This is a genomic window from Lentzea atacamensis (assembly GCF_003269295.1).
Classification (GTDB): Bacteria; Actinomycetota; Actinomycetes; order Mycobacteriales; family Pseudonocardiaceae; genus Lentzea; species Lentzea atacamensis.
This window is the reverse complement of record NZ_QLTT01000002.1, coordinates 233,408-259,050: the sequence shown is the minus strand read 5'-3', so window position 1 is coordinate 259,050 and position 25,643 is coordinate 233,408. Positions and strand designations below refer to the sequence as shown.

The 25,643-nt window shown below is 68.3% G+C and carries 27 protein-coding genes; 14 read left to right on the top strand and 13 right to left on the bottom strand.

What is annotated here, in order from left to right:
- The first annotated feature begins 7 nt into the window (after nucleotides 1–7).
- Nucleotides 8–442 (top strand): hypothetical protein, encoded by a 435-nt coding sequence (locus C8D87_RS09975; protein ID WP_109629808.1) that lies wholly within the window; start codon nucleotides 8–10, stop codon nucleotides 440–442.
- On the opposite strand, the gene C8D87_RS09970 is transcribed toward C8D87_RS09975, so the two are convergent.
- Together C8D87_RS09970 and C8D87_RS09965 are read right to left on the bottom strand one after the other, a co-directional pair.
- Nucleotides 427–795 (bottom strand): GntR family transcriptional regulator, encoded by a 369-nt coding sequence (locus tag C8D87_RS09970; protein ID WP_109629811.1) that lies wholly within the window; start codon nucleotides 793–795, stop codon nucleotides 427–429. The two genes, C8D87_RS09975 and C8D87_RS09970, sit on opposite strands and share 16 nt — an antisense overlap.
- The gene (locus tag C8D87_RS09965; protein ID WP_112226467.1) at nucleotides 792–1,472 is read right to left on the bottom strand and encodes a hypothetical protein; all 681 of its coding nucleotides are present in this window, start codon (nucleotides 1,470–1,472) and stop codon (nucleotides 792–794) included. The genes C8D87_RS09970 and C8D87_RS09965 overlap by 4 nt, the downstream gene beginning before the upstream one ends.
- Before the next feature lie 114 nt (nucleotides 1,473–1,586).
- On the opposite strand from C8D87_RS09965, the gene C8D87_RS09960 reads away from it, so the two are divergent.
- On the top strand, nucleotides 1,587–2,765 hold the full coding sequence (locus C8D87_RS09960) for a sensor histidine kinase (protein ID WP_325049647.1): 1,179 nt from the start codon (nucleotides 1,587–1,589) through the stop codon (nucleotides 2,763–2,765).
- A gap of 9 nt (nucleotides 2,766–2,774) precedes the next feature.
- A complete protein-coding gene (locus C8D87_RS09955) occupies nucleotides 2,775–3,431 on the top strand; it encodes a response regulator (protein ID WP_109629817.1) in 657 nt (218 codons plus the stop codon).
- On the opposite strand, the gene C8D87_RS09950 is transcribed toward C8D87_RS09955, so the two are convergent.
- The 3 genes from C8D87_RS09950 to C8D87_RS09940 are packed head-to-tail and all read right to left on the bottom strand — an operon-like array spanning nucleotide 3,428 to nucleotide 5,338.
- Nucleotides 3,428–4,348 carry an SDR family oxidoreductase gene (locus C8D87_RS09950; protein WP_233442016.1) on the bottom strand — a complete coding sequence of 307 codons (921 nt, stop codon included), beginning with the start codon at nucleotides 4,346–4,348 and terminating at the stop codon, nucleotides 3,428–3,430. The genes C8D87_RS09955 and C8D87_RS09950 overlap by 4 nt on opposite strands.
- Nucleotides 4,332–4,811, bottom strand: a complete 480-nt coding sequence (locus tag C8D87_RS09945; protein WP_109629820.1) for a pyridoxamine 5'-phosphate oxidase family protein — start codon at nucleotides 4,809–4,811, stop codon at nucleotides 4,332–4,334. The genes C8D87_RS09950 and C8D87_RS09945 overlap by 17 nt, the downstream gene beginning before the upstream one ends.
- Entirely contained in the window at nucleotides 4,811–5,338 is a 528-nt protein-coding gene (locus C8D87_RS09940; protein ID WP_109629823.1) for a TetR/AcrR family transcriptional regulator, read from the bottom strand. The genes C8D87_RS09945 and C8D87_RS09940 overlap by 1 nt, the downstream gene beginning before the upstream one ends.
- 48 nt (nucleotides 5,339–5,386) lie before the next feature.
- Between C8D87_RS09940 and C8D87_RS09935 the strand changes: the two genes are divergently transcribed.
- A complete protein-coding gene (locus tag C8D87_RS09935; protein ID WP_112226466.1) occupies nucleotides 5,387–6,175 on the top strand; it encodes an HAD family hydrolase in 789 nt (262 codons plus the stop codon).
- Here C8D87_RS09935 and C8D87_RS09930 read toward each other — a convergent pair.
- Complete coding sequence (locus C8D87_RS09930) at nucleotides 6,172–6,606, bottom strand: PPOX class F420-dependent oxidoreductase (protein ID WP_112226465.1); 435 nt, start codon at nucleotides 6,604–6,606, stop codon at nucleotides 6,172–6,174. The genes C8D87_RS09935 and C8D87_RS09930 overlap by 4 nt on opposite strands.
- 132 nt (nucleotides 6,607–6,738) lie before the next feature.
- On the opposite strand from C8D87_RS09930, the gene C8D87_RS09925 reads away from it, so the two are divergent.
- From C8D87_RS09925 to C8D87_RS09915, 3 genes are all read left to right on the top strand, one after another.
- On the top strand, nucleotides 6,739–7,650 hold the full coding sequence (locus C8D87_RS09925) for an ABC transporter ATP-binding protein (protein WP_109629833.1): 912 nt from the start codon (nucleotides 6,739–6,741) through the stop codon (nucleotides 7,648–7,650).
- A gap of 5 nt (nucleotides 7,651–7,655) precedes the next feature.
- Nucleotides 7,656–8,411 carry a hypothetical protein gene (locus C8D87_RS09920; protein ID WP_112226464.1) on the top strand — a complete coding sequence of 252 codons (756 nt, stop codon included), beginning with the start codon at nucleotides 7,656–7,658 and terminating at the stop codon, nucleotides 8,409–8,411.
- 91 nt (nucleotides 8,412–8,502) lie between these two features.
- A complete protein-coding gene (locus C8D87_RS09915; RefSeq protein ID WP_112226463.1) occupies nucleotides 8,503–9,405 on the top strand; it encodes an ABC transporter ATP-binding protein in 903 nt (300 codons plus the stop codon).
- Here the strand turns inward: C8D87_RS09915 and mycP are convergent.
- The gene (gene mycP / locus C8D87_RS09910) at nucleotides 9,371–10,516 is read right to left on the bottom strand and encodes a type VII secretion-associated serine protease mycosin (protein ID WP_233442015.1); all 1,146 of its coding nucleotides are present in this window, start codon (nucleotides 10,514–10,516) and stop codon (nucleotides 9,371–9,373) included. The two genes, C8D87_RS09915 and mycP, sit on opposite strands and share 35 nt — an antisense overlap.
- Nucleotides 10,517–10,671: 155 nt before the next feature.
- Here mycP and C8D87_RS09905 point away from each other — a divergent pair, with 155 nt between their 5' ends.
- The 5 genes from C8D87_RS09905 to C8D87_RS09885 all read left to right on the top strand — a co-directional run bounded on the left by C8D87_RS09905 (nucleotide 10,672) and on the right by C8D87_RS09885 (nucleotide 16,410).
- Nucleotides 10,672–11,181, top strand: coding sequence for a hypothetical protein (locus C8D87_RS09905; RefSeq protein ID WP_211337116.1), 510 nt, complete (start codon nucleotides 10,672–10,674; stop codon nucleotides 11,179–11,181).
- Nucleotides 11,182–11,332: 151 nt separating this feature from the next.
- Nucleotides 11,333–11,977, top strand: coding sequence for a tRNA (guanosine(46)-N7)-methyltransferase TrmB (gene trmB, locus C8D87_RS09900; RefSeq protein WP_215732301.1), 645 nt, complete (start codon nucleotides 11,333–11,335; stop codon nucleotides 11,975–11,977).
- A gap of 132 nt (nucleotides 11,978–12,109) precedes the next feature.
- The gene (locus C8D87_RS09895; RefSeq protein ID WP_267899848.1) at nucleotides 12,110–13,216 is read left to right on the top strand and encodes a nitric oxide synthase oxygenase; all 1,107 of its coding nucleotides are present in this window, start codon (nucleotides 12,110–12,112) and stop codon (nucleotides 13,214–13,216) included.
- A gap of 298 nt (nucleotides 13,217–13,514) precedes the next feature.
- Entirely contained in the window at nucleotides 13,515–14,675 is a 1,161-nt protein-coding gene (locus C8D87_RS09890) for a sensor histidine kinase (RefSeq protein WP_112227006.1), read from the top strand.
- A gap of 430 nt (nucleotides 14,676–15,105) precedes the next feature.
- Nucleotides 15,106–16,410: an amidohydrolase family protein gene (locus tag C8D87_RS09885; protein ID WP_109629854.1), complete on the top strand. Its 1,305-nt coding sequence runs from the start codon at nucleotides 15,106–15,108 to the stop codon at nucleotides 16,408–16,410.
- Here the strand turns inward: C8D87_RS09885 and C8D87_RS09880 are convergent, their stop codons facing one another.
- Nucleotides 16,411–17,088, bottom strand: a complete 678-nt coding sequence (locus C8D87_RS09880; RefSeq protein WP_112226460.1) for an SDR family oxidoreductase — start codon at nucleotides 17,086–17,088, stop codon at nucleotides 16,411–16,413.
- 14 nt (nucleotides 17,089–17,102) lie between these two features.
- Between C8D87_RS09880 and C8D87_RS09875 the strand changes: the two genes are divergently transcribed.
- The gene (locus C8D87_RS09875) at nucleotides 17,103–18,278 is read left to right on the top strand and encodes an MFS transporter (RefSeq protein WP_112226459.1); all 1,176 of its coding nucleotides are present in this window, start codon (nucleotides 17,103–17,105) and stop codon (nucleotides 18,276–18,278) included.
- Here the strand turns inward: C8D87_RS09875 and C8D87_RS09870 are convergent.
- From C8D87_RS09870 to C8D87_RS09855, 4 genes are all read right to left on the bottom strand, one after another.
- Nucleotides 18,251–18,790, bottom strand: coding sequence for a DUF3455 domain-containing protein (locus C8D87_RS09870; RefSeq protein WP_112226458.1), 540 nt, complete (start codon nucleotides 18,788–18,790; stop codon nucleotides 18,251–18,253). The genes C8D87_RS09875 and C8D87_RS09870 overlap by 28 nt on opposite strands.
- Before the next feature lie 124 nt (nucleotides 18,791–18,914).
- Nucleotides 18,915–21,014 carry a PhoX family protein gene (locus tag C8D87_RS09865; RefSeq protein ID WP_112226457.1) on the bottom strand — a complete coding sequence of 700 codons (2,100 nt, stop codon included), beginning with the start codon at nucleotides 21,012–21,014 and terminating at the stop codon, nucleotides 18,915–18,917.
- A 129-nt stretch (nucleotides 21,015–21,143) separates the two neighbouring features.
- On the bottom strand, nucleotides 21,144–23,165 hold the full coding sequence (locus C8D87_RS09860; protein ID WP_211337117.1) for a PhoX family protein: 2,022 nt from the start codon (nucleotides 23,163–23,165) through the stop codon (nucleotides 21,144–21,146).
- Nucleotides 23,166–23,229: 64 nt separating this feature from the next.
- Entirely contained in the window at nucleotides 23,230–24,396 is a 1,167-nt protein-coding gene (locus tag C8D87_RS09855; RefSeq protein WP_112226456.1) for an MFS transporter, read from the bottom strand.
- A 66-nt stretch (nucleotides 24,397–24,462) separates the two neighbouring features.
- Between C8D87_RS09855 and C8D87_RS09850 the strand changes: the two genes are divergently transcribed.
- Nucleotides 24,463–25,092 (top strand): HAD family hydrolase, encoded by a 630-nt coding sequence (locus tag C8D87_RS09850; RefSeq protein WP_109629872.1) that lies wholly within the window; start codon nucleotides 24,463–24,465, stop codon nucleotides 25,090–25,092.
- Here the strand turns inward: C8D87_RS09850 and C8D87_RS09845 are convergent.
- The gene (locus C8D87_RS09845; protein ID WP_109629876.1) at nucleotides 25,041–25,622 is read right to left on the bottom strand and encodes a hypothetical protein; all 582 of its coding nucleotides are present in this window, start codon (nucleotides 25,620–25,622) and stop codon (nucleotides 25,041–25,043) included. The two genes, C8D87_RS09850 and C8D87_RS09845, sit on opposite strands and share 52 nt — an antisense overlap.
- Nucleotides 25,623–25,643: the final 21 nt, after the last annotated feature.

Genomic DNA, 25,643 nt, shown 5'->3' with positions numbered 1-25,643 from the left:
ACAGCCCATGGAAGACAGCTACGTGACGTTCCTAGTGCTGGGGATCGTCCTGGTCGTCGTTGACGGCCAGCTGATCTACCACAGCGGCAAGGGATACCTGAGGCGCGCGTACGACGACGAGCAGGCCGGAGCCATGATGCGGCTGACGGCTGTGCTGTTCCACCTCGTCGTGCTCGGGCTCCTGGCGCTGGTGTCGATCATCAACGTCGAGACCGGCGACCCGGTGAAGAACGTGGTCGTGAAGCTGGGTGTGGTGCTGTTGCTGCTGGCACTGGCTCACGGCGTCACGATGGCGATCCTGTCCAGGATTCGGGACCGCCAGATCCAGCAGCAGCTCGCGGACCAGATGGCCGAGGAGCACCGCATCTACGAGGAACGCCACGCACACATCGGCGAACCGCGACCCGCGCCCAAGATCGAGTCGCCTTACTCAGCCACGTAGTGGGCACGCACGGCGTCCAGCGCCTCCCCCTCGCTGGCGCCGAGTGACCGAGCGACGGCGACGAACTCCGCCGCGGCGGCGGAGAGCGGGTCCGGTGCATGCGAGGGCAGGGCGGCCACCACGGTGCCCTGCCTTCGTCCTGTCGTGAGCACGCCCTCGGTCTCCAGCTCGCGGTACGCCCGCGCGACCGTGCCGGCCGCGAGGCCGAGGTCGGCGGCGAGCTGCCGGATGGTCGGCAACCGCGAGCCGACGCGCAGCACGCCACCGCTGATCAGCCGCGCGAGCTGGTCGCGGACCTGACGCCAGGGCGCGACGCCGTTCTCGACGTCGACGACGATTCGTGGAGCACTCACTTCGCGATCTTCGCCGGTTGCGGTGTCGTGTTCGCCATCGAGATCCACATGAGCAGGCCGAGCACGCCGACCCAGGGATGGACCAGCCCGCCCACCATCGCCGCACCGAGCCCCGCCGCGACGTGCACGCTGCGGGTGCGCAACGCCAGGTCGACGACCTGGTCACCGCCCGCCGGGCGGGCGACGGCCGTCCAGATGATCACCCCGACCGCGAGCACCGACGCCGCGAGCCACGCGAGCGCGGTCCACCGCGGGTGGATCACGAGGTAGATCGCGGCACCCAGCACGAACACCGCGTACGGGAACACCACCCACTTCGACGCGAAGTCGAACAGCCCACGTGGTGTGAGGATCGCCTCCCGACGGGCGCCACGACGCGGACGCAGTGCCAGCAGCTCCGCGAGCAGCGTGCCCGCCAGCACGACGACCACGATCTGGTCGACGTCGTCGCCCCACTTCGGCACGAACCAGAGCACCGCGTAGAGCCACGGGTAGAGCAGCCGCCGGCGCCTGAGGTAGAGCAGCCCTTCCTGTGCCTGCGCGGCCGTCGGCTCGGCCACCCCCCACTTCTTCAGCAGACGCTCACCGTTCGCCGCCGTCGGCCACAGGATGCCGAGTATCAGCAGTCCGGTGGCGACGAACGCGGCCAGCGCGATCCACGGGTTGATCTCGAGCACGGCTCCCCCGATCTTTGTATCGACCCCTTGACACAATAACTCACACTGGAGTCGTACGCAGCGTCATTCCGTGGCGCGACGCGCAGAAGTTCGGCCCGCACCTAACCTTGTCCGGTGCGGCGGTTCAGCCTGTGGATGAAGGCTCACCCGGCGTTCGGGGACTCCCTGATCGCCGGGCTTTTGCTGATCTTCGACCTCGGTATCGGGGTCACCACGGTGGATCTCGGGGTGTCGTTCTCGGCGTTCCTCGCCGTCACGTTGCTGATGCTCGGACCGCTGCCGTTCCGCCGCTACCACCCGGCCGGTTCCAGCTACCTGATCCTCGCGGGCGCGTTCCTGCAGCTCTTCACGCACGGCGGCGAGACCGGCGGCATACCGGTGCGGATGTCGGACTTCGCGCTGGCCATCGCGCTGTACACGCTGGTGGCGTACATCGGCCGCAAGTCCGCGTTGATCTACTCGTGCTGGCTGTTCGCCGGCACGATGCTGTGGGCGATCTTCCAGATCGGCGACCTCCAGGCCGTGTTCCTGGTGTTCATGGTCTTCGTGATCTTCGGCTTCAGCTGGGCGATGGGCGAGTTCGTCGGCGCCCGCCGCGCGTACCAGAGCGAGCTGGAGCAACGCCTCAAGCTGCTGGAGACCGAACGCGACCAGCAGGCCAAGATCGCGGTCGGCGAGGAGCGCTCCCGGATCGCCCGTGAGCTGCACGACGTGGTCGCGCACGCGGTCAGCGTGATGATCGTCCACGCGGACGGTGCCGCTTACACGATCAGGTCACAGCCCGAGGTCGCGGAGAACGCGGTCCGCACGATCGCGGAGACCGGCCGGCTCGCGCTGACCGAGATGCGGCGGCTGCTGGGCGTGCTGCGCAGCGAGGACGCCGAGACGCAGTGGGCTCCGCAGCCCGACGCGAGAGGCGTGGTCGAGCTCGCCGAGAACGCCCGCGCGGCCGGGGTGCCGGTCCGCCTGGAGATCACCGGTGACGTGGACGACCTGCCCGCCGGTGTCGGCCTGAGCATCTACCGGATCGTGCAGGAAGCGCTGACGAACACCATCAAGCACGCCAGCGCGGGCTCGACCGCGTTGGTGCGCCTGGCCCGCACACCGGAAGAGCTGCGGCTCGAGGTGATCGACAACGGCTTCGGCACGCCGCACGACGTGGTCAAGGTGTCCGGTGGCAACGGACTGATCGGCATGAGGGAAAGGGCCGCGGTGCTGGGTGGCGAGTTCGAGGCGGGCCCCAACCCCGGCGGTGGCTGGCGCGTGCGCGCGAGCTTCCCGCTCGCCGCATAGGGTGATCACGTGATTCGAGTGCTGCTGGTCGACGACCAGGAACTCATGCGCATGGGCTTCCGCATGGTGCTGGGAGCGCAGGAGGACATCGACGTCATCGGCGAGGCCGCCGACGGTCTCGACGCGGTGCAGATGGCCGACAAACTGCGCCCCGACGTCGTGCTGATGGACGTCCGCATGCCGGTGCTGGACGGCGTGGAGGCGACCAAGCGCATCACCGAGGCCAACACGGCCAAGGTGCTGGTCATGACCACGTTCGACATGGACGAGTACGCCCTGTCGGCGTTGCGCAACGGCGCCAGCGGGTTCCTGCTGAAGGACACGCCGCCGTCCGATCTGGTGTCGGCACTGCGCGCGGTCGCGTCGGGCGACGCGGTGGTCTCGCCGTCGGTCACCAAGCGGCTGCTGGGGCGGTTCCTCGGCGACGGCGGCGGTGAGCTGCGCGACGCCACCGTGCTGGACGTGCTGACCGAACGCGAGCGCGAGGTGCTCGTGCTGATCGCGAAGGGGCTCTCGAACACCGAGATCGCCCGGAAGCTCTTCCTGTCGGAGGCGACCGTGAAGACGCACGTCGGACGGATCCTCGCGAAGCTGGAGCTGCGAGACCGGGTGCAGGCCGTGGTGCTCGCCTACGAGACCGGTCTCGTCCGCCCCGGCGACGCCTAGCGGTACTGCTCGGGGTCGGCGTCCACGGTGATGCCGGCCATCCTCGGCTTCACCACCTCGTCGTACCACCGGCCCCAGTCCGGTTTCGAGCCGTCGAGGTCGGTGAACCCGTACTCGCGCATGAGCCGCCACGACGACAGGCACTGCCCGGAGAACCTCCTGCGGTCGGAGTCCGCGGCGAGGTGCGCGAGACCGCGCCCGAGGTAGTGCGGCGTCTCGGACAACGCGTAGTCCGGCACCTTCTCGATCGCGTCCCGCCAGTTCTCCTCGGTGACGCCGAAGCCCTCCAGCATCTGCTCGGACCGCAGGAAACCCGGCGTGGCCGCGAGCGCAGTCACGTTCGGGTGATCCTTGAGGTCCTTCGCGAGCACCTCACCGAACCGCCGCACGGAGCTCTTCACCGCGTCGTAGGTGAGGTTCACGAAGTACGCCTCGCCGTCCTCGCCGTCGGTCACCTCGACCACGAGCCCGTCGTCGGACTGAATCACGAGCGGCATCAGCTTGTGGATCGCCACGAGGTGCGACTCGACGCCGTTGCGCCACATGCGAAGTTGCTTTTCGAGGTCGTGCTCCCAGAACTTGCCCCACTCGACGAGGTTCTCGCCGCCCCACACGTCGTTGACGAAGATGTCGAGCCGGTCGATCCGTGCGGCGAAAGCGTCCACATCGGACGGATCGGTGAAGTCGCACCGCACGGCGATCCCCTTGCCACCGGCGGCGTCCACCAGCTCGGCGGTTTCCTCGATCGTCTCGGAACGACCGACCTCCGACTGCTGCGTGCGCGTTGTGCGTCCGCCGACGAAGACCGTCGCACCGGCCGCGCCCAGCTCGACCGCGATCGCCCGGCCGGCACCCCTCGTGGCGCCCGTGACGACGGCGACCTTGCCGCTCAGATCCGGCTCACTTCTTCGTGACACGGCGAGTTCCCCTTCCCTCGTGCCAGGACAGGACAACCATCTCGTCGCCCTCGACGGTGAGCTGCACGACCTCGGTGACGTCCATCCGGAAGAGGTCGATCTCCTCCGGCTTCGGCTGCCAGCCCGTGCGGTCGAACAGATCCTTCAGGTAGACGTCCTTGTCTGCCCAGAACTCGGCCGTCCCGCTGATCTTCGCGTCGCCCGCCTCCGTCATCGAGGCGGTCGTGGTCATGCAGTGCAGCGCGAACCTCGGGTCCCGGCGCAGGTCACGGGACTTCAGCGAGTCGGGCATCATGCCCGCCCACAGCTCGCCGCGCGTGAAGTCCGGTTCCACACCGCTGATCCGCGGTGAGCCGTCCTTGCGCAGGGTCGCGATCAGCGCGTGCCGGTCCGCCGCGAACCTGCTCTGCACGAACGCCGCCATGTCGGGCTGTTCTGCCGCGAACTCCGCCCAGGTAGCCATCAGCGCATCCCCTCCAGCACCAGATCTATGTCCTCCGCCATGCGTTCCAGCAGGTCCCCGCGTGGTCGAACCGACCAGTCCATCGAGATCCCGTACACCAGCGCGGCCAGCACGCGAGCCGCGTTCGGCGGCAACCCCTCGGCTGCGCACAGGACCTCCAGCTCCGACTCCATCACCGCGTAGTGCCGAGCCAGCAACGCCCTCAGTTCGGGGTCGATGAGGTCGACGCCCAGCTGCGCCAGGTTGTTGGTCGCGACCACCGGATCAGCCAGCCGGTCGAACCAGGTCAGCAACGCCTCGCGCACGGTGCCGGCCTCCCGCATCCGGCGGGCGACCTCTTCCGTTCCCGCTCGGGTCAGCGCCTGCAGCAGACCGCTCTTCGACCCGAACCGCTTCGCCACCGCGCCGACCGAGACCCCGGCCTCCGCTGCCACGTCCGCCACCGTGAAGTCCGGTCCGCGCCGGTCGATGACCGTCGCGGTTGCACTGAGAATCCGCTCGTCGGTGATGGTGCGAGGCCGTGCCACCCCATTAGTGAACCACAATTCACTAACCTTCGCATAGGGTGGCTTCACGTGAACTGGAGACCGCGCCTGGTCGCGTTGGACATCGACGGAACCCTGACCCCAGTCGGCTCGCACGACATCTCACCCGCCGTGAAGGCGGCCGTCACGCGCGTGACCGAGCACGGTGGAGTGGTGGTGCTCTGCACCGGCCGCAGCCTCATCGGCACCACGCCGATCGCGCCACAACTGCCCACGTCGCTGGCGCTGTGCTCGAACGGAGCGGTGTGGTGGAACCCGGTCAGCGACGAGATCATCAAGCACACGACGTTCGACGCCGGCCCGACGATCAAGACGCTGCAGGCGCTCCTGCCCGGCGCGGTGTTCGCGGTCGAGCAGACCGGCGTGGGCAGCCTGTCGCTCGGCGAGTTCCTGCCGGGCGACCTCTGGGGCGTGACCACTCAGGCCACGTTCGACGAGATCGCGGCGACACCGACGGCCAGGCTCGTCATGCGCTGGCTCGGCCACACACCGGCCGAGCTCGCCTTCGCGGTGCGGGAACTGGAGCTGCCCGGCGTCTCGTGGCACGTCGACCACACCGAGGCGTGGCTGACCGTGGTGCCGCCCGACGTCACGAAGGGCTGGGCGCTGGAGGAGCTCAGGGTGTCGTTGGGCATCAGCGCCGAGGACACGCTCGCGATCGGTGACGGGACCAACGACCTGGAGATGCTCCGGTGGGCCGCGTGCGGCATCGCGATGGGTCAGGCGCCGGCGACCGTGCAGGCAGCCGCCGACGCGGTGACCGGCACCGTGCTGGAAGACGGTGCCGCTCAGGCGCTGGCCCGGTTCTTCCCCGCCTAGTCGGCGACGTTGACCTTGGCGACGACCTTGTCGACCTTGACCCGGACCACCATCTCGCCGGGCACGCCGTTGCGATCGGCGTAGTGGTCGGCCTGGTCGTCGCCCATGTACCGGGCGGCGGTGCGGCCGGCCCAGTACTTCAGCTGGTCGGGGTCCTCGTCCACCTGGGCGCGACCCGTGATCGTCACGAAGTTGAAGGGCGGGATTTCGTCGTCGAAGCAGAGGGCGACGCGGCCGTCGCGCAGGATGGACTTGCCCTTGATGGTGTCGCGGGAGGTCAGGAAGACGACGTCCGGGCCGTCGAGGTCCACCCACACCGGGGCGATGTGCGGGCTGCCGTCCTTGCGGGTGACGGCGAGCTTGCCGGTGCGGGCGGGCTTGGCCAGCACGAACTCGCGCCACCAGCCTTCTGGAGCTTCGGTGTAACCCATGAGAAGCATTCAACTACGACTGAGGTAGCGGCACAGGACGACTGAAGTTGACGGTGGTCGCAGACCGCTGGGCGATGTGGGTGGACCCCTCGGAGCGGGAGAGTTGTCCCCAACACCGAGAGGGGACAGCTGATGATCGAGGCAATCGGCCTCACCAAGAGATACGGCAGGACGGTCGCGGTCGACGACCTGTCGTTCACCGTCCAACCTGGACGGGTGACCGGGTTCCTCGGTCCGAACGGCGCCGGCAAGTCCACCACCATGCGGATGATTCTGGGGCTCGACCGACCGACGGCAGGCCGCGTGCTGATCGACGGGAAGCCCTACGACCAGCTGCACCGTCCACTGCAGACGGTGGGCGCGCTGCTCGACGCCAAGTGGGTTCACCCGAACCGGTCGGCACGAGCGCATCTGCGCTGGCTCGCCAAGTCCAACGGGTTGCCGGGCAAGCGCGTGGACGCCGTGCTCGACGCGGTCGGCCTCACGCAGGTGGCAGGCAAGAAGGCCGGCGGGTTCTCGCTCGGCATGTCGCAGCGGCTGGGGATCGCCGCGGCACTGCTCGGCGATCCGAAGGTGCTGCTGTTCGACGAGCCCGTCAACGGCCTGGACCCCGAGGGCATCCTCTGGATCCGCACGTTCATGCAGAACCTCGCCGCCGAGGGCCGCACGGTCCTGGTGTCGAGCCACCTGCTGTCCGAAATGGCGCTGACGGCGAGCGAGCTCGTGGTGATCGGCAGGGGGAAGCTGATCTCGCAGAGCAGCACCGCCGAGTTCGTCGACCGCTCGACGGGGAACTCCGTGCTGGTGCGCAGCCCTCAGCTCTTCAAGCTCGGCCCGCTTCTGGTGGACAAGGGCTTCACGGTTCGTGACGGCGCGGACGGGGCATTGTCCGTATCGGGTGCCACGAGTGACCAGATCGGGGACATCGCCGCAGCCAACGGTGTCGTTCTGCACGAACTGAGCCCGCAGCGCGGCTCGCTCGAAGAGGCGTTCATGCAGCTGACCGGCGATGCTGTCGAGTACCACGCAGAGATCGGGAAGTGAGTCTGATGACCCTGTTGGCAGTTGAGAGAATCAAGCTCTTCTCGACCCGTTCGCCCTACTGGTGCACGGCACTCGCCCTGGTCCTGGGTGTCGGTCTCACCGCGATCATCGCGGGCACGACCGAGAACGGCCAGATGTCCGTCGGCCTGACCCAGTTCGGCAGCAGCCAGCTCGCGCTCGCCGTCGTGCTGGTGATGTCGGCGCTCGCGGTCACCACCGAGTACCGCTTCAACACCATCCGCGCCACGTTCCTCGCGGTACCGAGCCGCACGTCCGCGCTGGTCGCGAAGACCGCCGTGGTCGCGTTCATCGCCGCTGTCCTCGGCGAGATCATCGCGTTCGGGTCGTGGGGCCTCGCGAAGGTGATGTCGCCCGCCTCGGACCTGGCGATCAACACGGGCGCCGAGTGGCGGCACATCGCGGGTGTCGGCCTGCTGTACGGGATCGGCGCGGTGCTCGCGATCGCGGTGGGCATCCTGGTCCGCCAGACCGCCGGTGCCGTGGCCATCCTGCTCGTGTGGAACATGCTGCTCGAAGGCCTGATCGGGATCATCCCGAAGGTCGGCGTGAAGATCCAGGCGTGGCTGCCGTTCCAGAACGCCAACAACTTCCTGGCGCTCGGCGGCGGCAACCCCGCGGAGCAACCGGGAGCGGGCATCGACTTCAAGCTGAGCCAGTGGGGATCGCTGGCCTACTTCGCCGGCATCGCGATCGCTCTGCTGGTGGTCGCGCTGGTCGTCGCGAAGCGCCGCGACGCGTGACCGGTTCCGAATAAGGGGGAGCGGGACGTGGGTCATCCATCGGGGGGATGACCCACGTCCCGATCAGTTCTTCGAGCGAACGGGAGAGGCCATGATCGAAGCAGTGCGGTTGCGCAAGCATTACGGCCGGACGAAGGCCGTGGACGACCTGTCGTTCATCGTCAAGCCGGGTCGCGTCACGGGCTTCCTCGGCCCGAACGGCGCCGGCAAGTCCACGACCATGCGGATGATCCTCGGCCTCGACACCCCCACCAGCGGGGACGTCACGATCGACGGGAAGCACTACACCGAGCTCAAGCAGCCGTTGCGCAAGGTCGGCGCGCTGCTCGACGCGAAGTGGGTGCACCCGAACCGTTCCGCGCGCTCGCACCTCAAGTGGATGGCGGTGTCGAACAAGATCCCGGTCAGCCGCGTCGACGAGGTGCTGGAGATCGTCGGGCTCACCGAGGTCGCGAACAAGAAGGCGGGCGGGTTCTCGCTCGGCATGTCCCAGCGGCTCGGCATCGCGGGCGCGCTGCTCGGCGACCCCGAGGTGCTGCTGTTCGACGAGCCGGTCAACGGCCTCGACCCCGAGGGCATCCTCTGGATCCGGCAGTTCATGCACCGGCTCGCGGACGAGGGCCGGACGGTGTTCGTGTCGAGCCACCTGCTCTCGGAGATGGCGCAGACCGCCCAGGACCTCATCGTGATCGGCAAGGGCCAGCTGATCGCCCAGACCACCACGGAGCAGTTCATCAGCGACGCCACCCAGGACCACGTCCGGGTGCGCTCACCCCACGCCGTGAAGCTGCGCGAGATTCTCGTGGCCGACGCGACGGTCACCGAGGACGCGGTGGACGGAGCCCTTGTGGTGCACGGGCTTCCGGCGGCCCGCATCGGTGAGATCGCCGCGGACAACCAAATCGTGCTGCACGAGCTCAGCCCTCAGCGCGGTTCGCTGGAGGACGCCTTCATGCAGCTCACCAAGGAATCGGTGGAGTATCACGCGCACTGACCGGTTCCGGTCGTCGTGACCTGATGGCGGGCAAGGCGATCAGCAGCGCCGTCATCACCGCGGTTCCACCCGCGACGGCGGCGATGAACGGCAGCCGGTCGGAGATCTCGTCGGCCGGCTGCGCGGAGGGCTGGGCGGCGAGCGTCGGAGTCGGTTGCGCGGTCGACGGTTTCGGCGGCGGCAGCAGCGGATTCCGTTCCACCGGCGGCAACTGCGCGGTGAGCGCGCCCATCGGGTCGATCAGGCCGAACCCGGTCGCCTCGTCCCTGCCGGGTTCCGCCAGGTCCTTCGCGGTCTTGATCAACACGTTGACGACGTCCTTGGCCGGCAGCTGCGGGTGCTTCGCGCGCACCAGCGCCGCCACGCCGGCCACGATCGCCGACGCCGCGCTCGTGCCGTCCATCTCGGCGTACCCGCTGGAGTAGACGCTGGTCGGCGCCGCGGTGACGATGCCCTCCGCCGGGGCCGCGAGCACGGTGTCCGCACCGACGTTGGACGACTTCCACGGCTTGCCCTCGCGGTTGGTGCCCGCGACCGCGATCACGCCGCCGATGTTGGCGGGCGCGGAGACCTCCTTGCCCTCGTTGCCGGTCGCGGCGACGAGGACGACGTCCTTCTCGATCGCGTAGTTCACGGCCCTGACCAGGCTCGGCGTCATCGAGCTGGAGAAACCCAGCGACAGGTTGACGACCTTGGCGCCGTGGTCGGCGGCCCACCTGATGCTCTCCGCGACGACGTCGAGCGTGAACTGCTCCTTCTCGGCGCTCGCGATCGGGAGGATCTTGGCACCGGGCGCGATGCCGAGCGCTCCGCCGTCGCGGCCGGTCGCGGCGATGATCGCGGCCATGCCCGTGCCGTGACCGTCGGTGTCGGTCGTGCCGTCGGTGCCCTTGGAGCTGCCGAAGCCGGTGCCGGGCAAGACCCGTCCGGCGAGGTCGGGGTGCTTGGCGTCCACTCCGGAGTCGATCACCGCGACGATCACGCCGTCACCGCGCGCCTGCTCCTGCGCCGAGTAGATGTCGAGCGCGTCGAGATGCCACTCCTGCTCCTCGATCGACTGCGCGGCGAGCAGCAACGGCAGCGCGACGGCGAGCGCGGAGAGCAGAGGCACGTCCCCTACATCGTGTTTCCACGCCAAGGCGCAACGTGCCTGGGGTCACACGTTGAGTAAGAGCGCTGTTAACAAGCCGTGAAAAGCCGCTTTCTGGACAACACCGGCGTTTGGATTCGCGTTCAATTGGGCTATCCCCGCTGCGGAGGTGGCCAGTGGTCCGTGTCGAAGCAATGCTCGGCCTCGAGTGGGCAAGTGCGCTCGAAGCTCCCAACCCCGCCGAAATCGCCCTCACCCCTGCAGAAGCGCGTCGTTCCTGGGTGAACCGCGCGAACGAGAACGAAGTGCTCGCGATGTACCGCACCGTGCGCGCCGTGGAGGACGCACCCGCGCCCTGGTGGTTGCGGGCTTTGGACCGCGGCCGGCTGCGTTCCCGTGCCGAAGGTCACGCCGTCGAGGACGCGGTGACCGAGTTGCTCTCGTCACGTCCTGGCTGGGTGTTCGTCCCCTGGGTCGACCTCGGCGAGGTCGGGTACTGGGAGTACGTGCCGTCCGAGAGCGGTGTCTACGGACCCGCCACCCCGACAACCGTGCAGTTCACGGATCGTCACAAGGGCTTCGTCGACCTCGTTCCGGCACACCGCGGGCGCGGCCACGCCCAGCCCATCGACTTCACGGTCGCCGACCTCCGTGCACAAATCGAGGACATCGAGCTCATCGCCTAGTGCCCGATCGCTAACCCCGCCGACGGCTCGCGCGCTCGGACGGGTGCCCGAGCCGCCGGTGGGGATTGCGATCGGGGCACTAGGCTGTCCGGTCGTGACCAGGCCTGAGTTCCACCGTTCCATCGTCAGCTTCGTCCAGCGCGGCGAGCGCATGACCGTGGGACAGGAGCGTGCCTGGGACACGTACTGGGAGAAGATGGGCAACGACGTGAAGTCCTTGCCCGAGGGCCCGCTGGACTTCACGTCGTGGTTCGGTCGTTCCGCGCCCGTGCTGCTGGAGATCGGCTCCGGCATGGGCGAGACGACCTCGCAGCTCGTGGCCGCCGCGCCCGAGCTGAACTACGTGGCCGTCGAGGTCTACAAGCCAGGCCTGGCCCAGTTGCTGCTGCGGGCCGAGCACCTCGGCGGGCTCGACAACCTGCGCGTGCTGCGCGGTGACGCCGTCGACCTGCTGACCGACCACGTCGCGCCCGCGTCGTTGCACGGTGTGCGGATCTTCTTCCCGGACCCGTGGCCGAAGAAGAAGCACCACAAGCGCCGGCTCGTGCAGCCGGAGTTCGTGGCGCTGCTCGCGTCACGGCTGGAGCCGGGCGGCGTGCTGCACCTCGCGACGGACTGGGAGCACTACGCGGAGCAGATGCTCGAAGTGTGCTCCGGAGAGCGTTTGCTCACGAACATTTACGACGGCTGGGCGCCTCGGCCGGACTGGCGGCCCGTCACGAAGTTCGAGCAGCGTGCTGTGAACGAGGGCCGTGTTTCCCACGATCTGATGTTCAAGCGGAACGACCTCACCTGATCGAGGTCTCAAGCCGATCGGGTGAACACCCAGGGTCTAGCGTTCACTCGTTGGAGTGGCCGGTGTTGATCACCCGAAATGCCCCGAGTGGCAGTGACGCGTGAGGCTGTTCCGGCCTTAGGTTCTCGCTCCGTGACCCCCGACGTCCTCCCCGTCGCGGAGGAGTTCATCCGCATGTTCCACGCGGCGCACTCCGACGCTGGCTCGCTGTCCGCCCGCATCGCCCAGGTGCGCGCGGAGATCGCCGAGACCGGAACCTACCGCCACACCACCAACGAGCTCGCGTACGGCGCGCGGATCGCGTTGCGAGATTCCGGTTGGTGCACTTCCGGTGTTCCGTGGCGACGACTGAAAGTCCGCGATCTGCGCGGCTATCGCAACGCCGCCGCTGTCGCCGGCGAATGCGTGGAACACCTGCGGCTCGCGATGAACGGCGGCGAGATTCGGCCGCTGGTAACGGTTTTCGCGCCGGACGCGCCCGGATCGCCTGGGCCGGTGATCTGGAACGAACAGCTGATCCGGTACGCCGGGTACGCCGACGGGATGGGGGACCGTCGCTACACCCAGTTCACCGAAACCATGCAGGGCATGGGATGGCGGCCGCCCGCGCGACGGTCGCGCTTCGACCTGCTGCCGCTGGTGGTGGAGACGCAGCACGAGGGACCGCGGCTGTTCACGCTGCCGTCCGAGATCGTGCACGAGGTTCCGCTGGAGCACCCGACTCTGCCGTGGTTCGGCGAAATGGGCCTGCGTTGGCACGCGGTTCCGGTCATCTCCAACATGCGGCTGTCGATCGGCGGCGTGAACTATCCGGCGGCGCCGTTCAACTCCTGGTTCGTGGGCGCCGAGATCGGCACTCGTTCACTGGCCGAAGAAGGCGCTTACGGTGTGGCGCGCGAGGTCGCCGAGGCGTTGGGTCTGGACACGTCGTCCGAACGCACGTTGTGGCGGGATTTCGCGACCGTTCACCTGAACGCCGCAGTGCTGCACTCGTTCGACAAGGCGTCCGTCACCATCACGGACCACCACGCGGAAGCCTTGCACCGCCTTGCGTGGCTGCGCTCTCGCCAGCGTCCTTCTGCTGCGCGTCCGGCATTCCGGTTGGACACCGCAGCCGCGGCGCGCGCACGGACCGGTACTCCGGCGCGCTTCACGGCCGCGTTGGACGAGACCCGTCCCCAACCGACGAGCAGGCTGGCGGAGCTGCTCCGCCAGCAGAATTCCCTGACCAGCGTCTGACTTCCCCATCACACGCTGGCTCTGCGGTTCTTACCTCTGAGAGTCGATCATCACGCCCGACAGGGCCATCAGCGCAAGGACCAACAGGCCGACCACAGCGGCGGCCCAAGTGAACACAACTGACAACATGGCGTCCTCCGTATCCCCGACTTTCGCTCCTCCAGAGTCCGTGACCAGGGCGTGATCCGGCATCCGCCGTGAGGGTATTTCCGCAGGTCGCCCACTCAGCCTTCTGGCTGATGCCGGGTTAGCCTGCGGTCGGACGCGGAATCAGTCTTCCGGCTTTACCGTGTACCGGGTGGAGAGCACGGATCTGAACTGGCGGCTGCTCGCCAAACGCCAATGGCCGCTGGCGCTCTCGCTCACGGGCATCGTCATCGCGGAAGCCGGTGCGCTCAGCGGGCTCGGCTGGTGGCAGGTGCCCGGCGTGCTGGTGATCTGCGCGATCGCCGTGCTCGCACCCCGCCGTCCGTTCGACGCGGCACTGGCACTGGCGTTCGCGATCGTCTGCGTGGCGCTTTCCCTGCGGTTTCTCGGCGTTGCGATCGAGCCGCACTTCTTCATCAGCGGTGCCAACGTGTCGATGACCGGCGCGGCGATGGCGACCATCTCGGTTCTCGTGCGAGAAGACACCCGCTGGCGCGCGATGGTCGGCACGGCGCTGGTGATGGCCGCGATGGCGACCACCGAGGTCCTGGGGTGGCCGATCGTCGCCCCGGTCGAGTACCGCGACTGGGCCCCGGATCCCACGTCCTACCTGTTCGGCGCGACACTGCTGCTCATCCTGTCGGTGGGCAGTGGACTGTACTTCCGGGCGAGGGACAACGAACGTGCGTCTCAGCTCGCGGCTTCCGTTGCCGCGGCCCAGAACGCCGAGCGGATGGCGTTGGCTCGCGAGCTGCACGACGTGGTCGCGCACTACGTCACCGCGATCGTCGTGCACGCTCAGGCAGGTCAGCTGAGTCGCGAGACCGCCGAGCAGGTGCTGCCGACCATCGAGGCGTCCGGCTACGAGGCGCTGACCGCGATGCGCCGTCTGGTCGGGACGTTGCGCGATGGCGAGTCGTCCGGGCCGGCCGCGTCTTCGTCCTTGGTGGACGACGTGCGCGCGTTGGCAACGGAATCCGGTCTGCCGGTGCGGCTTTCGTTCGACCTGCAGGACGCGGTGCCGCAGGAGCTGGCGCGCTCCGTGCTGCGCTTGGTCCAGGAATCTCTGACGAACACCCAGAAACACGCTTCCGCCGTGTCCTCAGTGGACGTCGCACTGACCTCGAGCGAGGGCGCGCTGCGACTGTCGATCACCGACGACGGCGTCGCGTCGGGCGTTCCCGTTGGTGGCTCGGGTGGTTACGGGCTCGTGGGCATGCGCGAGCGCGTCGAACTGCTGGGTGGCACGTTCTCCGCAGGCCGACGCGAACCGACTGGATGGACGGTCCGCGCCGAACTGCCGCTGGCGTAAGTCAGCGGTCGTCGCGGATGACGTCGAACTCCTGCGTCATCTCGACATCGCTGAACTGGTCGTCGTTCTGAGGGTCGATGTCGGCCACTGATGCCTCCGCATGATCACGCCCGTACCCGTGCAGTCGTGATCATGCCAACTCAGCGCCGAGTCGGCGGTTTGGGGGTGGCGGGCTTCTGCGCGCGCCGGAAGTGTCCACTGGACGTGCACGGCTTCTTCGACATGATCATGTGACGTCGTCCCCGTCGGTCAGGTTGCCTCGAATGCACAAAGGGCCCGCCGGATAGTGCTCGACGGGCCCCCTGGTTGGGGAGAAGTTCTGGTCGGGGCGGACCCTGGGGGTCGGCCCGCACCCGACGGAGCCAGGATTCCCAGTTGCCCCTGACCTATGCATGCTTGTGACTGGCATCACAGTGGCAGGATTCTCCGCATGTCACTGCGCTTGCACGCCCCGGTGGTCCTGCCCTGCGACTCGTCCTGCTCCGTGTTGCGCGACGCGGTCGTGGACGTGGTCGACGGTCGAATCACCTACGTGGGTGGTGCTGCCGAGGCTCCCGCGTTCGACGGCGAGATCCGGCGGCTGTCGGGGATCCTGCTGCCCGGCCTGGTGAACACCCACGCGCACAGCCCGATGACGGTGCTGCGCGGCCTGGGTTCGGACCTGCCGCTGCTGCGGTGGCTGCAGGAGCAGATGTGGCCCAACGAGGCACGGATGACCGCGGCCGACGTCGGCACGGGCATGCTGCTGGGCGCGGTGGAGATGTTGCGGCACGGCGTCACCACCTCGGCCGAGATGTACTTCCACGGCCCCGAACTGGTGTCTTCTGTGCTGGCCGCCGGGTCGCGCGTGGTGTTCGGCGCGGCGATCCTCGACGTGCCGGGGATGTCGTGGCGGTCGATGACCGACGAGATCTCGGCGTGGATCGACGCGGACGGGCTGCAGTTCGCGGACGGCCGGGTCGAGCTCGCCTACGGGCCGCACTCCGCCTACACGCTTTCTCCTGCTCAGCTGACCTCGATCGCCGGGGAGGCGCGGGCCCGCGGGGCGCTGCTCATGGTGCACGTCGCCGAGTCGCCGTTCGAGGACGAGGCGCAGCGGGCGGAGTTCGGGTCGGTGCCCGCCCTGCTGAAGGCTTCGGACGTGCTGGGTGGGCGGGTTCTGTCCGCGCACTCCGTGCATCTGTCCGATGACGACATTGCTTTGTACGCGTCGTTCGGTGTTGGTGTGGCGCACTGCCCCGGGTCCAACGCGAAGCTCGCGTCCGGGATCGCGCGGGTGCCGGAGATGCTGGCTGCCGGAGTCCCGGTCGGGTTGGGAACGGACGGGCCGGCGTCCAACGACGACCTGGACCTGTTCGAGGAGGCGCGGCTGGCCGGGCTGTTCGCTCGCGTTTCCAAGATGGACGCCACGGTGCTCGGTGCGGCGCAGGCGTTGTTGATGGCGACTCGGGGTGGAGCCGCGGCTCTCGGCCGGGACGACATCGGGGCGCTGGAAGCTGGGCGTTGGGGCGATGTCGTGCACGTCGACGCTGACGACCCGGCGTTCGCCACCGGGTTGGACGCGCCGGACTCGCAGCTGCTGGCGAACCTGGTCTGGGCTTCCGGAGCTCGGCGGATCACCGACGTGTGGGTGGGCGGCGAGCACGTCGTCGCCGGCGGGGAGTCCACCCGGGTGGATCGGCAGGAAGCCCAGGCAGGCGTGACCGCGGTGGCTCAGCGGCTGCGGAACACCTGATCAACGCGGTTGCGGCCGCACCACGATCTCGGTGATGTGCGCGTCCGGCGTCGCCAGCACGGCCGACGCCACGGCGCGCCCCACCGAGGCCGGGTCGAGGTACTGCGTGGCGTCGTACTCGCCACCCTCCTGGCGGCGCACCTCGCGCTGCATCGGCGTGTCCGTCCGTCCGGGGAACACCGAGGTCACGCGCAACGACGGCTCGTCGGCGCGGAGGGCGTCGGCGTAGGCGCGGAGAGCGAACTTCGAGGCCGCGTACACGCCCCAGCCCGGGTTGGCGCGCAGGCCGGCACCTGAGTTGATCAGCACCACCTGACCGGACGCGGCGCGGAGCTGGGGCAGCAGCAGACGGGTCAGCTCGGCGACCGCCACGACGTTGACCTCGAGGGTCTGGCGCCACATGTCCACAGAGGCCTCGGACAACGGGCCGAGCAGGGCCACGCCGGCGCTGTGCACCACCACGTCGAGGCGCGCGATGTGGGCCGTGTCCGCCGAGGCGAGGTTCGTCAGGTCGAAGGGCCAGGCCTCCGCGCCGGGAAGTTCCGCAGCGAGCAGGGACAGGGACGTTTCGTCGCGTCCGCCTAGCAGGAGATCGTGAGTTGGGGCCAGACTGCGGGCGATGGCCGAGCCGATTCCACTGGATGCCCCGGTGACGAGGGCGACCGGACGATCACTCATGGGGGAACCGTAACGTGCCGCGGAAGTTGATCCTTCCCTATCTCTGCCTGCTGTACTTCATCAACTACCTGGACCGGGTCAACATCGGGTTCGCCGGGCCGAACGGGATGTCGGAGGAGCTCAAGCTCTCGGCGACGGTGTTCGGGTTCGCCTCCGGGGTGTTCTTCATCGGGTACCTGATCCTGGAGGTGCCGAGCAACCTGGCACTGCACAGGTTCGGGGCGCGCAGGTGGATCGCGCGGATCATGGTCAGCTGGGGGATCGTCGCCACGGCCATGGCGTTCGTGCCCAACGGGACGGTGCTGATCGTCCTGCGGTTCCTGCTGGGTGTGGCGGAGGCCGGGTTCTTTCCCGGCATCATCCTCTACCTGACGTACTGGTTCCCGGAGAAGGACCGGGCGCGGATCGTCGCGCTGTTCATGGTCGCGGTGCCGATCTCCACCGCCCTCGGGGCGACGCTCAGCGGGTTGCTGATCCAGTGGACCGACTGGCGCACCATGTTCCTGATCGAGGGGTTGCCCGCGATCGCGCTGGCGTTCGTGACGTGGTTCTGGTTGCCGGACAAGCCGGAACAGGTGATCGAAGAGCCGCAGAAGGAGCACTGGCCGCTCAGGAAGGCGCTCACGCACCCGCGGATCCTGGCGTTGAGCTTCGTGTACTTCGGGATCGTGTACGGGCTGTACACGCTGGGGTTCTTCCTGCCGACGATCATCAAGGGGCTCGCGCCGGGAGCGGGCATCGTCGAGCGCGGGCTGATCAACGCGATTCCGTACGCGCTCGGCGCGGTCGCCATGATCCTGTGGGCCAGGCACGGCGACCGCACCGGAGAACGGAAGTGGCACGTTGCCGCGCCGATGCTGCTCGGTGGAGCGGCCATCCCGGTCGCGCTCTACCTGGACAACCCCATCGCGGCGATGGTCGCGGTCTCGGTCTGCGCGATCGGTGTGTGTGCCGCCCTGCCCACGTTCTGGGCGCTTCCCACGAGTTTTCTGGGCGGTACGGCTGCTGCGGGCGGTATTGCGTTGATCAACTCGCTGGGCAACGTGAGCGGGTTCGCCGCGCCCTACGTCACCGGGTGGCTGCACGATCTCACCGGAACCCAGAAAACCGGTCTCTGGGTCGTCGGCGTCACGATGATCAGCGCGGCCGTGGTGGCGCTGGTTCAGCGGGCGGGTGCGGAAAAGGTGTAGAGCGCCTCGTAGCGCACGGAAGTCTGGGCACCTTCAGCGCAACCACCCGACGGCGCGAGGCCGCCCTTGGTCGCGAGGCGCTGCACGTAGCTGACGCCGGCGAACACGCCCGCGCCCCTGGTCGTCTTGGCCTTCAGCAGGAGCTCCGGAACCGCTCCGGGAACCTCGTTCCTGGCGCCGTCGACCGGGGCGGCCTCTACGGCGCTTCCGTCTGTTGTGGACACCCAGATCGGACCGCGCGAGTGCAGGCCGACTGCCCTGCCCAGCCGGTCCGCCAGGGTGGCGGCGGGTTCCAGGAGCTTCCACGCTCCCGTCGTGCAGGTGTAGGTCTGCACGCCCTTGGCGTAGAACTTGGCGACGAGCTTGTTGCCTGCGGGAACTTGCACGGCGGGTGCAACCTGCGCGTCAGGTCCGTTGATGGCCGCCGGGGTCGGCGCGGCGGTGGAGGCGGCGCCGCCTGCCACGACGCCGAGTAGGGCTGTTGTGACGAACACGAGCCGAGCTCGTTTCATGACTCACTCCTATGTGGACAGACAGTGCGACGTGTCTTCGTTGTCCGCGGTGCAGCCGTCAGGGCATACGGCCCGACGGCCGCACCGGTTCAAACGACTTCGAGGAGTGAGCGGGCGAGCACCCTCAGCCGCAGATGCGGCGACGGTCCTTGCGCCACACGACCGCAACGGACGGACGCGGCTGCGAGGTGCCACCGTCCGGCCAGTGCGACGCCGGGTTGCTCGCCGAGGCGCCGTCGATCTCACCGGGGTGCTGCACGGACACCAGGACGAAGTCGTCGGTGATGACCGGGCCGCACGTCTCCGCACCGAGCGGCACGGTGAGGAACTGCTTCACCTGGCCGCGGCGCTTGCCCTCGACCGGCACCGCGAACAGGCCGTCGTTGGACTTCAGGGCGTTGCCGTCGGTGGAGATCCACAGGTTGCCGCGCGGGTCGAACGCGACGTTGTCCGGGCAGGAGATCGGGCTGACCTGCTTCTTGTCGAAACCGCCGAAGTACGTGCTCGGGTCGTTGGGGTCACCGCAGACCAGCAGCAGCTTCCACGAGAACGTGGTCGCCGTGTTGTCACCACGGCGCTCCTCGAGCTCGAGCACCTGACCGTGCTTGTTGCCGAGCCGCGGCGCGACCTCGGTGGCGCCTTCCTTGCCGGGCTTGCCGCGGTCGGTGTTGTTGGTGAGCGCGGCGTAGACCCGGCGGTTGCGCGGGTTCGGCTCGACGTCCTCGGGGCGGTCCATCTTCGTGGCACCGACCTTGTCGGCCGCGAGGCGCGTGAAGATGTAGACCTCGTCGGCGGTGAAGCCCTCGACGAACGACTTGTCGTTGTGCGCCAGCGGAATCCACTGACCGGAGCCGTCGAACTCACCGTCGGACGGCAGCTTGCCGGTGCCGTCGATCTCGGCGGCCGGGCTGTCACCGGTGAACTTCGCGACGTAGAGCGTGCCGGAGTCGAGCAGGCGCTTGTTGTGCTCGCGGGCGCGCTTCGAGTCGCCCTTCTGGTAGCAGCCGTCGGTGACGAACTTGTACATGTAGTCGAAGCGCTCGTCGTCACCCATGTACGCGACGACGCGGCCGTCGCGGGCGACGATGACGTTCGCACCCTCGTGCTTGAAGCGGCCGAGCGCGGTGTGCTTGACCGGCGTCGACGTCGGGTCGAGCGGGTCGATCTCGACGATCCAGCCGAAGCGGTTGGCCTCGTTGGGCTCCTGCGCGAGGTCGAAGCGCTTGTCGAACCGCTCCCACTTGCGCGTGGTGGCACCACCGGACATGCCGTAGCGGGCGAGGCGCGCCTTCGTGGTGGCGTCGGCGACCTGGCCGCCGTTGGCGAAGTACTGGTTGAAGTTCTCCTCGCCGGACAGGATCGTGCCCCACGGCGTGACGCCACCGGCGCAGTTGTTCTGCGTGCCCAGCACGACCTTGCCGGACGCGTCGGCCGACGTCTTGAGGTGCTTCGAACCGGCAGCCGGGCCACGCATCTCGAACTTCGTGGTCAGCGTGATGCGGCGGTTGTACTTGCGGCGGTCCTTGGACGGCACGAGCTTGCCGGTGCGGTGGTCGCGCTCGACCTGCACGACCGACAGGCCGTGCGCGGCCCAGGCGATCTTGACCTGCTCCTCGGTCGGGTTGTTCGCGTCCCAGTTCCTGAACATGAACTCTTCGGACGTGTACTCGTGGTTGCTCACCATGAGCCAGCGGTCCCAGCCCGGCAGTGGCACGAGGCCGCAGAAGTCGTTGTTGAAGCCGAACTGCTTCGCCTGGGCGGCAGCGGTCTGCTTGTCGAAGTCGAACGCGGGCGCGTCCGGCAGCACCGGGTCGCCCCAGCGGATCACGACGTCGGACTGGTAGCCCTTCGGCACCACGAGCGCATCGAGGGTGTTGGGCTGCACCGGCTCGAAGTTGAGTCCGTCGCGGTCGTGACCGAACTTCAGGTCCAGGTCCAGGTCCAGGTCGAGGTCGGCGTGCGCCGGGGCAGCGGCGGCCGCTCCGGAGAAGGCGAGCGCACCGGCGCCGGCGGCGGCGACGACCGCACCGGCCTTCAGCATGCCGCGGCGGCTCACGACCTCCTTGACGACGTCACCGAAGTACGCGTTGTCCGAGGTGTTGGGAGCGTCGTGCGAGCAGGCATTGCCGCAGCGGTACTGGCAGGTGACTGCCTGGCGCCCGAGCGGGTGGTTCGTCGGGAGCAGGGGCAGCAGGCGGCGGCCCCGATCGGTGGGTGAGGACACGCAGGCCTCCGAGATCGGTCAGTGTGGGAACTGGCCGAAACTAAGAGCCGAACGAGATCGCCCGCCGTCCACGAGATGAACGGCAGGCGAACACCCGCTACACCCGAACGATCACAGCACGCAGGGTGATCAACCGATTTCACCCAGCTGACGGCGGCCCTTGCGCCACACCGCGACGACCGACGGACGGGGTCGGGAGGTGCCCCGGTCCGGCCAGTTGGAGACGGGCTTGTCGGCACTCGCGCCGTCCACCTCGCCGGGGTGCTGGACGCACACGGTGATCACCCGCTCGCCGATCACGGGACCGCAGGTCTCGCCACCGCGCGGCACCGTGAGGAACAGCTTGAGGTGACCGCGTTCCGGCCCTTCCAGCGGCACGCCGTAGAGGCCGTCGTTCAGCCCGTCCAGCTTGCCGTCGGCGTCCGTGGAGATCCACAGGTTGCCGTACCGGTCGAACGCCACGTTGTCCGGACTGGAGATCGGGCTGACCTGCGACTTGTCGTAGCCGCCGAAGTAGGTGTTCGGGTCGTCGGGGAACCCGCACACCATGAACAGGCCCCAGTTGAACGTCAGCGCGAGCGCGTCGCCCCGTCGTTCGGTGAGCTCCAGGACCTGGCCGTGGCGGTTGTTGATCCGCGGGTTCGGCTCGGTCGGGCCTTCCTTGCCAGGGGTGACGCCGCGCTCGACGTTGTTGCTGAGCGCGCAGTAGACCGTGCCGGTGCGCGGGTGGCACTGGATGTCCTCAGGACGGTCCATTTTGGTCGCACCGACCTTGTCGGCCGCGATCCGCGTGAAGACGTACACCTCTTCCGCGGTCATGCCCGGCACGAACGACTTGTTGCCCGCTGCCAACGGGATCCACTCGCCGGTGCCGTCGAACTTCCCGTCGCTGGGCAGCTTTCCGGTGCCGTCGATCTCGCTCGCCGGGCTGTCGCCCTTGAACCGCGCGACGTAGAGCGTGCCGTCGTCGAGCAGCGTCATGTTGTGACGGCGTGCGGCTTTGCTGTTGCCGCGCTTCATCTTCCCGTTCGAGATGAACTTGTAGATGTACTCGAACCGCTCGTCGTCACCGGAGTACGCGACCACCCGGCCGTCGTCGGCGACGCGCACGTTGGCGGTCTCGTGCTTGAACCGGCCGAGCGCGGTGTGCTTGATCGGAGTGGAGTCCGGGTCGTGGGGGTCGAGCTCGATGATCCAGCCGAACCTGTTGACCTCGTTGGGTTCCTGGGCGAGGTCCCAGCGCTTGTCGAAGCGCTCCCACTTGCGCGTGGTCGCGTTGCCGGTGACGCCGTACCTCGTGAGCTTCGGGTCGTTGCGGCCGGCGGCGTTGGCGAAGTACTGGTTGAAGTTCTCCTCGCCGGACAGGATCGTGCCCCACGGCGTGACGCCGCCCGCGCAGTTGTTGATCGTGCCGAGGACCTTCTTGCCCGTGGGGTCGGCGGACGTCTTCAGCAGGTCGCTGCCCGCGGCCGGACCGCGCACCTCGAACGGCGTGTGCAGGGTGATGCGGCGGTTGTACTTGCTGAACTTCGCCTTGTAGTGGCCGGAGAACAACGAGCGTTTGATCATGAACACCGACAGGCCGTGCGCGGCCCAGCCGATCTTCACCTGCTCCTCGGTGGGGTTGTTCGGGTCGTAGCCGCGGAACATGAACGTCTCGCTGGTGTACTCGTGGTTCGTGACCATGATTCCGGTCAGTTCCAGCGGGTCCAGCGGCAGGATCGCGGCGAAGTCGCAGTTGAAGCCGAACTGCTTGGCCTGCTTCGCGGCGGTCTGGTTGTCGAAGTCGAACTCGGGGACGCCGGGGAAGAGCGGGTCACCCCAGCGGATCACGATCCCCTGCTCGTACCCCTCGGGGACGACGACCTCGTCCTTGGTGTTGACCTCGACGGGCTTGAAGTCGAGCCCCTTCGGCGGCCGGTGACCCTTGGCCTCGGGCTCAGCGGCCGCGGCGGTCGTGGGCAGTGCGACCGTCGCGGCGGCGGCGACCACGGCACCGGCTTTGAGCGCGGTGCGACGGCTCACCAGGTCGCCGAAGTAGGGGTTGTCAGAGGTGTTCGGGACGTCGTGGAAGCACGCGTCCCCGCAGCGGTACTCGCATGTCACCGCTGCTCTGCCGACGCGGTGGTTGACGAGCGGCAGAGGGATCATGGTGGTGGCCTCCTACGGTCGGTGCGGGAACCACGACAGACCGTATGCGGCCGTTCATGCTTTGTTAACCCACAAGTTGTTCACCTGCCAGGACAGCCTCTGACGGAACGTCCCTTGTGTCCGTTCGGTTGAACGTCAGCAGTCCGGCCGCCACGAGACAGAGGGCCGCTGCGACGACGAACGGTTGCGCCAAGTGGCTCACGAACGTCGCCGCCAGCGCACCGCCGAGCCAGCGCAGGAAGTTGTAGCCCGCGCTCGCGACGGGCCGGGGCGCGTCGCTGACGCTCATGGCGGCACCAGTGAACAGCGTGTTCAGCAGACCGCTGACCAGCCCGCTCACGATCACGGCGACCACCAGCAACGGCTTGCTCGGCACCGCCATCACCAACATGAGCAGCGCGAACGCGAGAACCGACCCGATGATCGCGTTCGTCTCGCCGACGCGGTCCGCGAGCCGAGGCGCGAGGAAGACGCTGGAGACGGCGACGCACACACCCCAGCCGAAGAAGATCAGCCCGATCTCGACGGCGCCCCACCGCAGGACGAACGGCGACCACGCGAGCACAGTGAAGAACGCGGCCGTGTAGAGCGCGGCACCGATCGACGTCCGCAGCAGAACCGGGTGCTTGAGCGCCTTGAGCGGATCGAGCAGGCCGATCTTCGAGCGTCCCTGGTGGGAGTCCCTGGCCAGGAACTTTGCGCAAAGTATCAGTGCGAGGGCCATGAGGATCGCGGTGCCGAGGAACGGACCGCGCCACGAGATGCTGCCGAGCAGGGCCCCGAGCAGCGGCCCGACGCTCAGCCCGAGCCCGAGCGCGGCCTCGTAGAGCAGGATCGCGCCCTTCTGCCCACCACTCGCCGCGCCGACGATGACGCTGAGCGCGGTGGCGATGAAGAAGGCGTTGCCGAGCCCCCACACGGCCCGCAGTCCCACGAGCTGGCCGATGCTCCCCGCCGCCGAGCACGCCAGCGTGGCGATGACGATCAGCGCGAGCCCGCCGACGAGCGTGCGCTTGGCCCCGAACCGCGCCGTCGCGGCACCGGTGAAGAGCATCGCCACGACCTGGACGCCGAGGTAGGAGGAGAAGAGGAGGGTGACCTGCGCGGGTGTCGCGTGCAGACCCTCCGCGATGGACAACAGGATCGGGTCCACGAGCCCGATCCCCATGAAGGCGATGACCGCGGCGAACGCCGTGATCCACACCTGCTTGGGCTGAGCCTGGAAATTCACTTAGCTAACCTAACAGATTTTGGTTAGCATGGCGAAATACTATGGGTCACAAGGTACGGTTCCGGTGTGGAAGCGGTGATCTTCGACCTCGACGGCGTGCTGATCGACTCCGAGCAGGTGTGGGACGAGGTGCGCCAGGACTTCGCGGCGCGCCACGGCGGCGTCTGGACCCCCACCGCCACACGGGACATGCAGGGGATGTCGACGCCCGAGTGGGGCGCGTACCTGGTGTCTGCCGTTGGTGTGGCGTTGACGCCCGAGGAGGCTTCCGCCGGTGTGATCGCCGAGATGGAGAAGGCGTACGCGGCGCACCTGCCGGTGATTCCGGGCGCGGTCGAGGCTGTCCGGGAGGTGGCGTCGCGGTTCCCCGTGGCCATCGCTTCGTCAGCACCCGCCGTGCTGATCAAGGTGTTCCTGGACGTGACCGGACTGCCGGTGCCCGTCGCGGTGTCGTCGGAGGAGTGCGCCGCCGGCAAGCCGTCGCCGGACGTCTACCTGCTGGCAGCGTCACGGCTCGGGGTCGCGGCCACCTCTTGCTACGCCGTCGAGGACTCGACGAACGGGTTGAAGGCCGCGCTTGCCGCGGGGATGACCGTGCTGGCCGTGCCGAACCCGCACTTCCCGCCCGCCGCGGACGTGCTCGCTCAGGTGCGGGTGCTGTCCTCGATCGCCGACCTGCCGGGTGCGCTGACGTAGCTGGTCGCGGCCATGCCGATCGCGAGGCAGGTGCAGGCGAGAACGCCCTTCGGCCAGTAGATGTGGCTGCTGAGGAACAGGTAGCTGCCGAACACCAGGAAGACCGCTCCCGGGATGGCCTTGACCTTGCTGTTGATCAGCGCGCACACCGCGATCGCCACGCTGGCCGCGAAGAAGCACCAGGCGCCGACGGTTCCGAGCTGGTTGCCGATCTTGAAGATCGGGGCGTCGGCGGGCGAGCGGCCACCGTTCGCCATGGCCAGCGCGCCGCCACCGATGCCGGCCAGCGCGTCCAGTGCGCCGTAGAAGACGACGTAGCCGAACGCGGCGATGCGGGCCGGGTAGCGCACGAGCTTCGGGGTGTCCGCGAGCAGAACCCATTGCGCGGCGCCGAGGAGCGGGAAGACCACAGCCAGGATGATGTGCATGTCGCGCCACCACTGGGCGGTGGTCGCGTCGAGGTGGTGCGGGTGGGTCAGGCCGATGCCGGCGAGGAGCAGGCCGGGGAGGGCGATGAGCAGTGTGCGCACCGCGCTGAAGTTAGCGGAAGC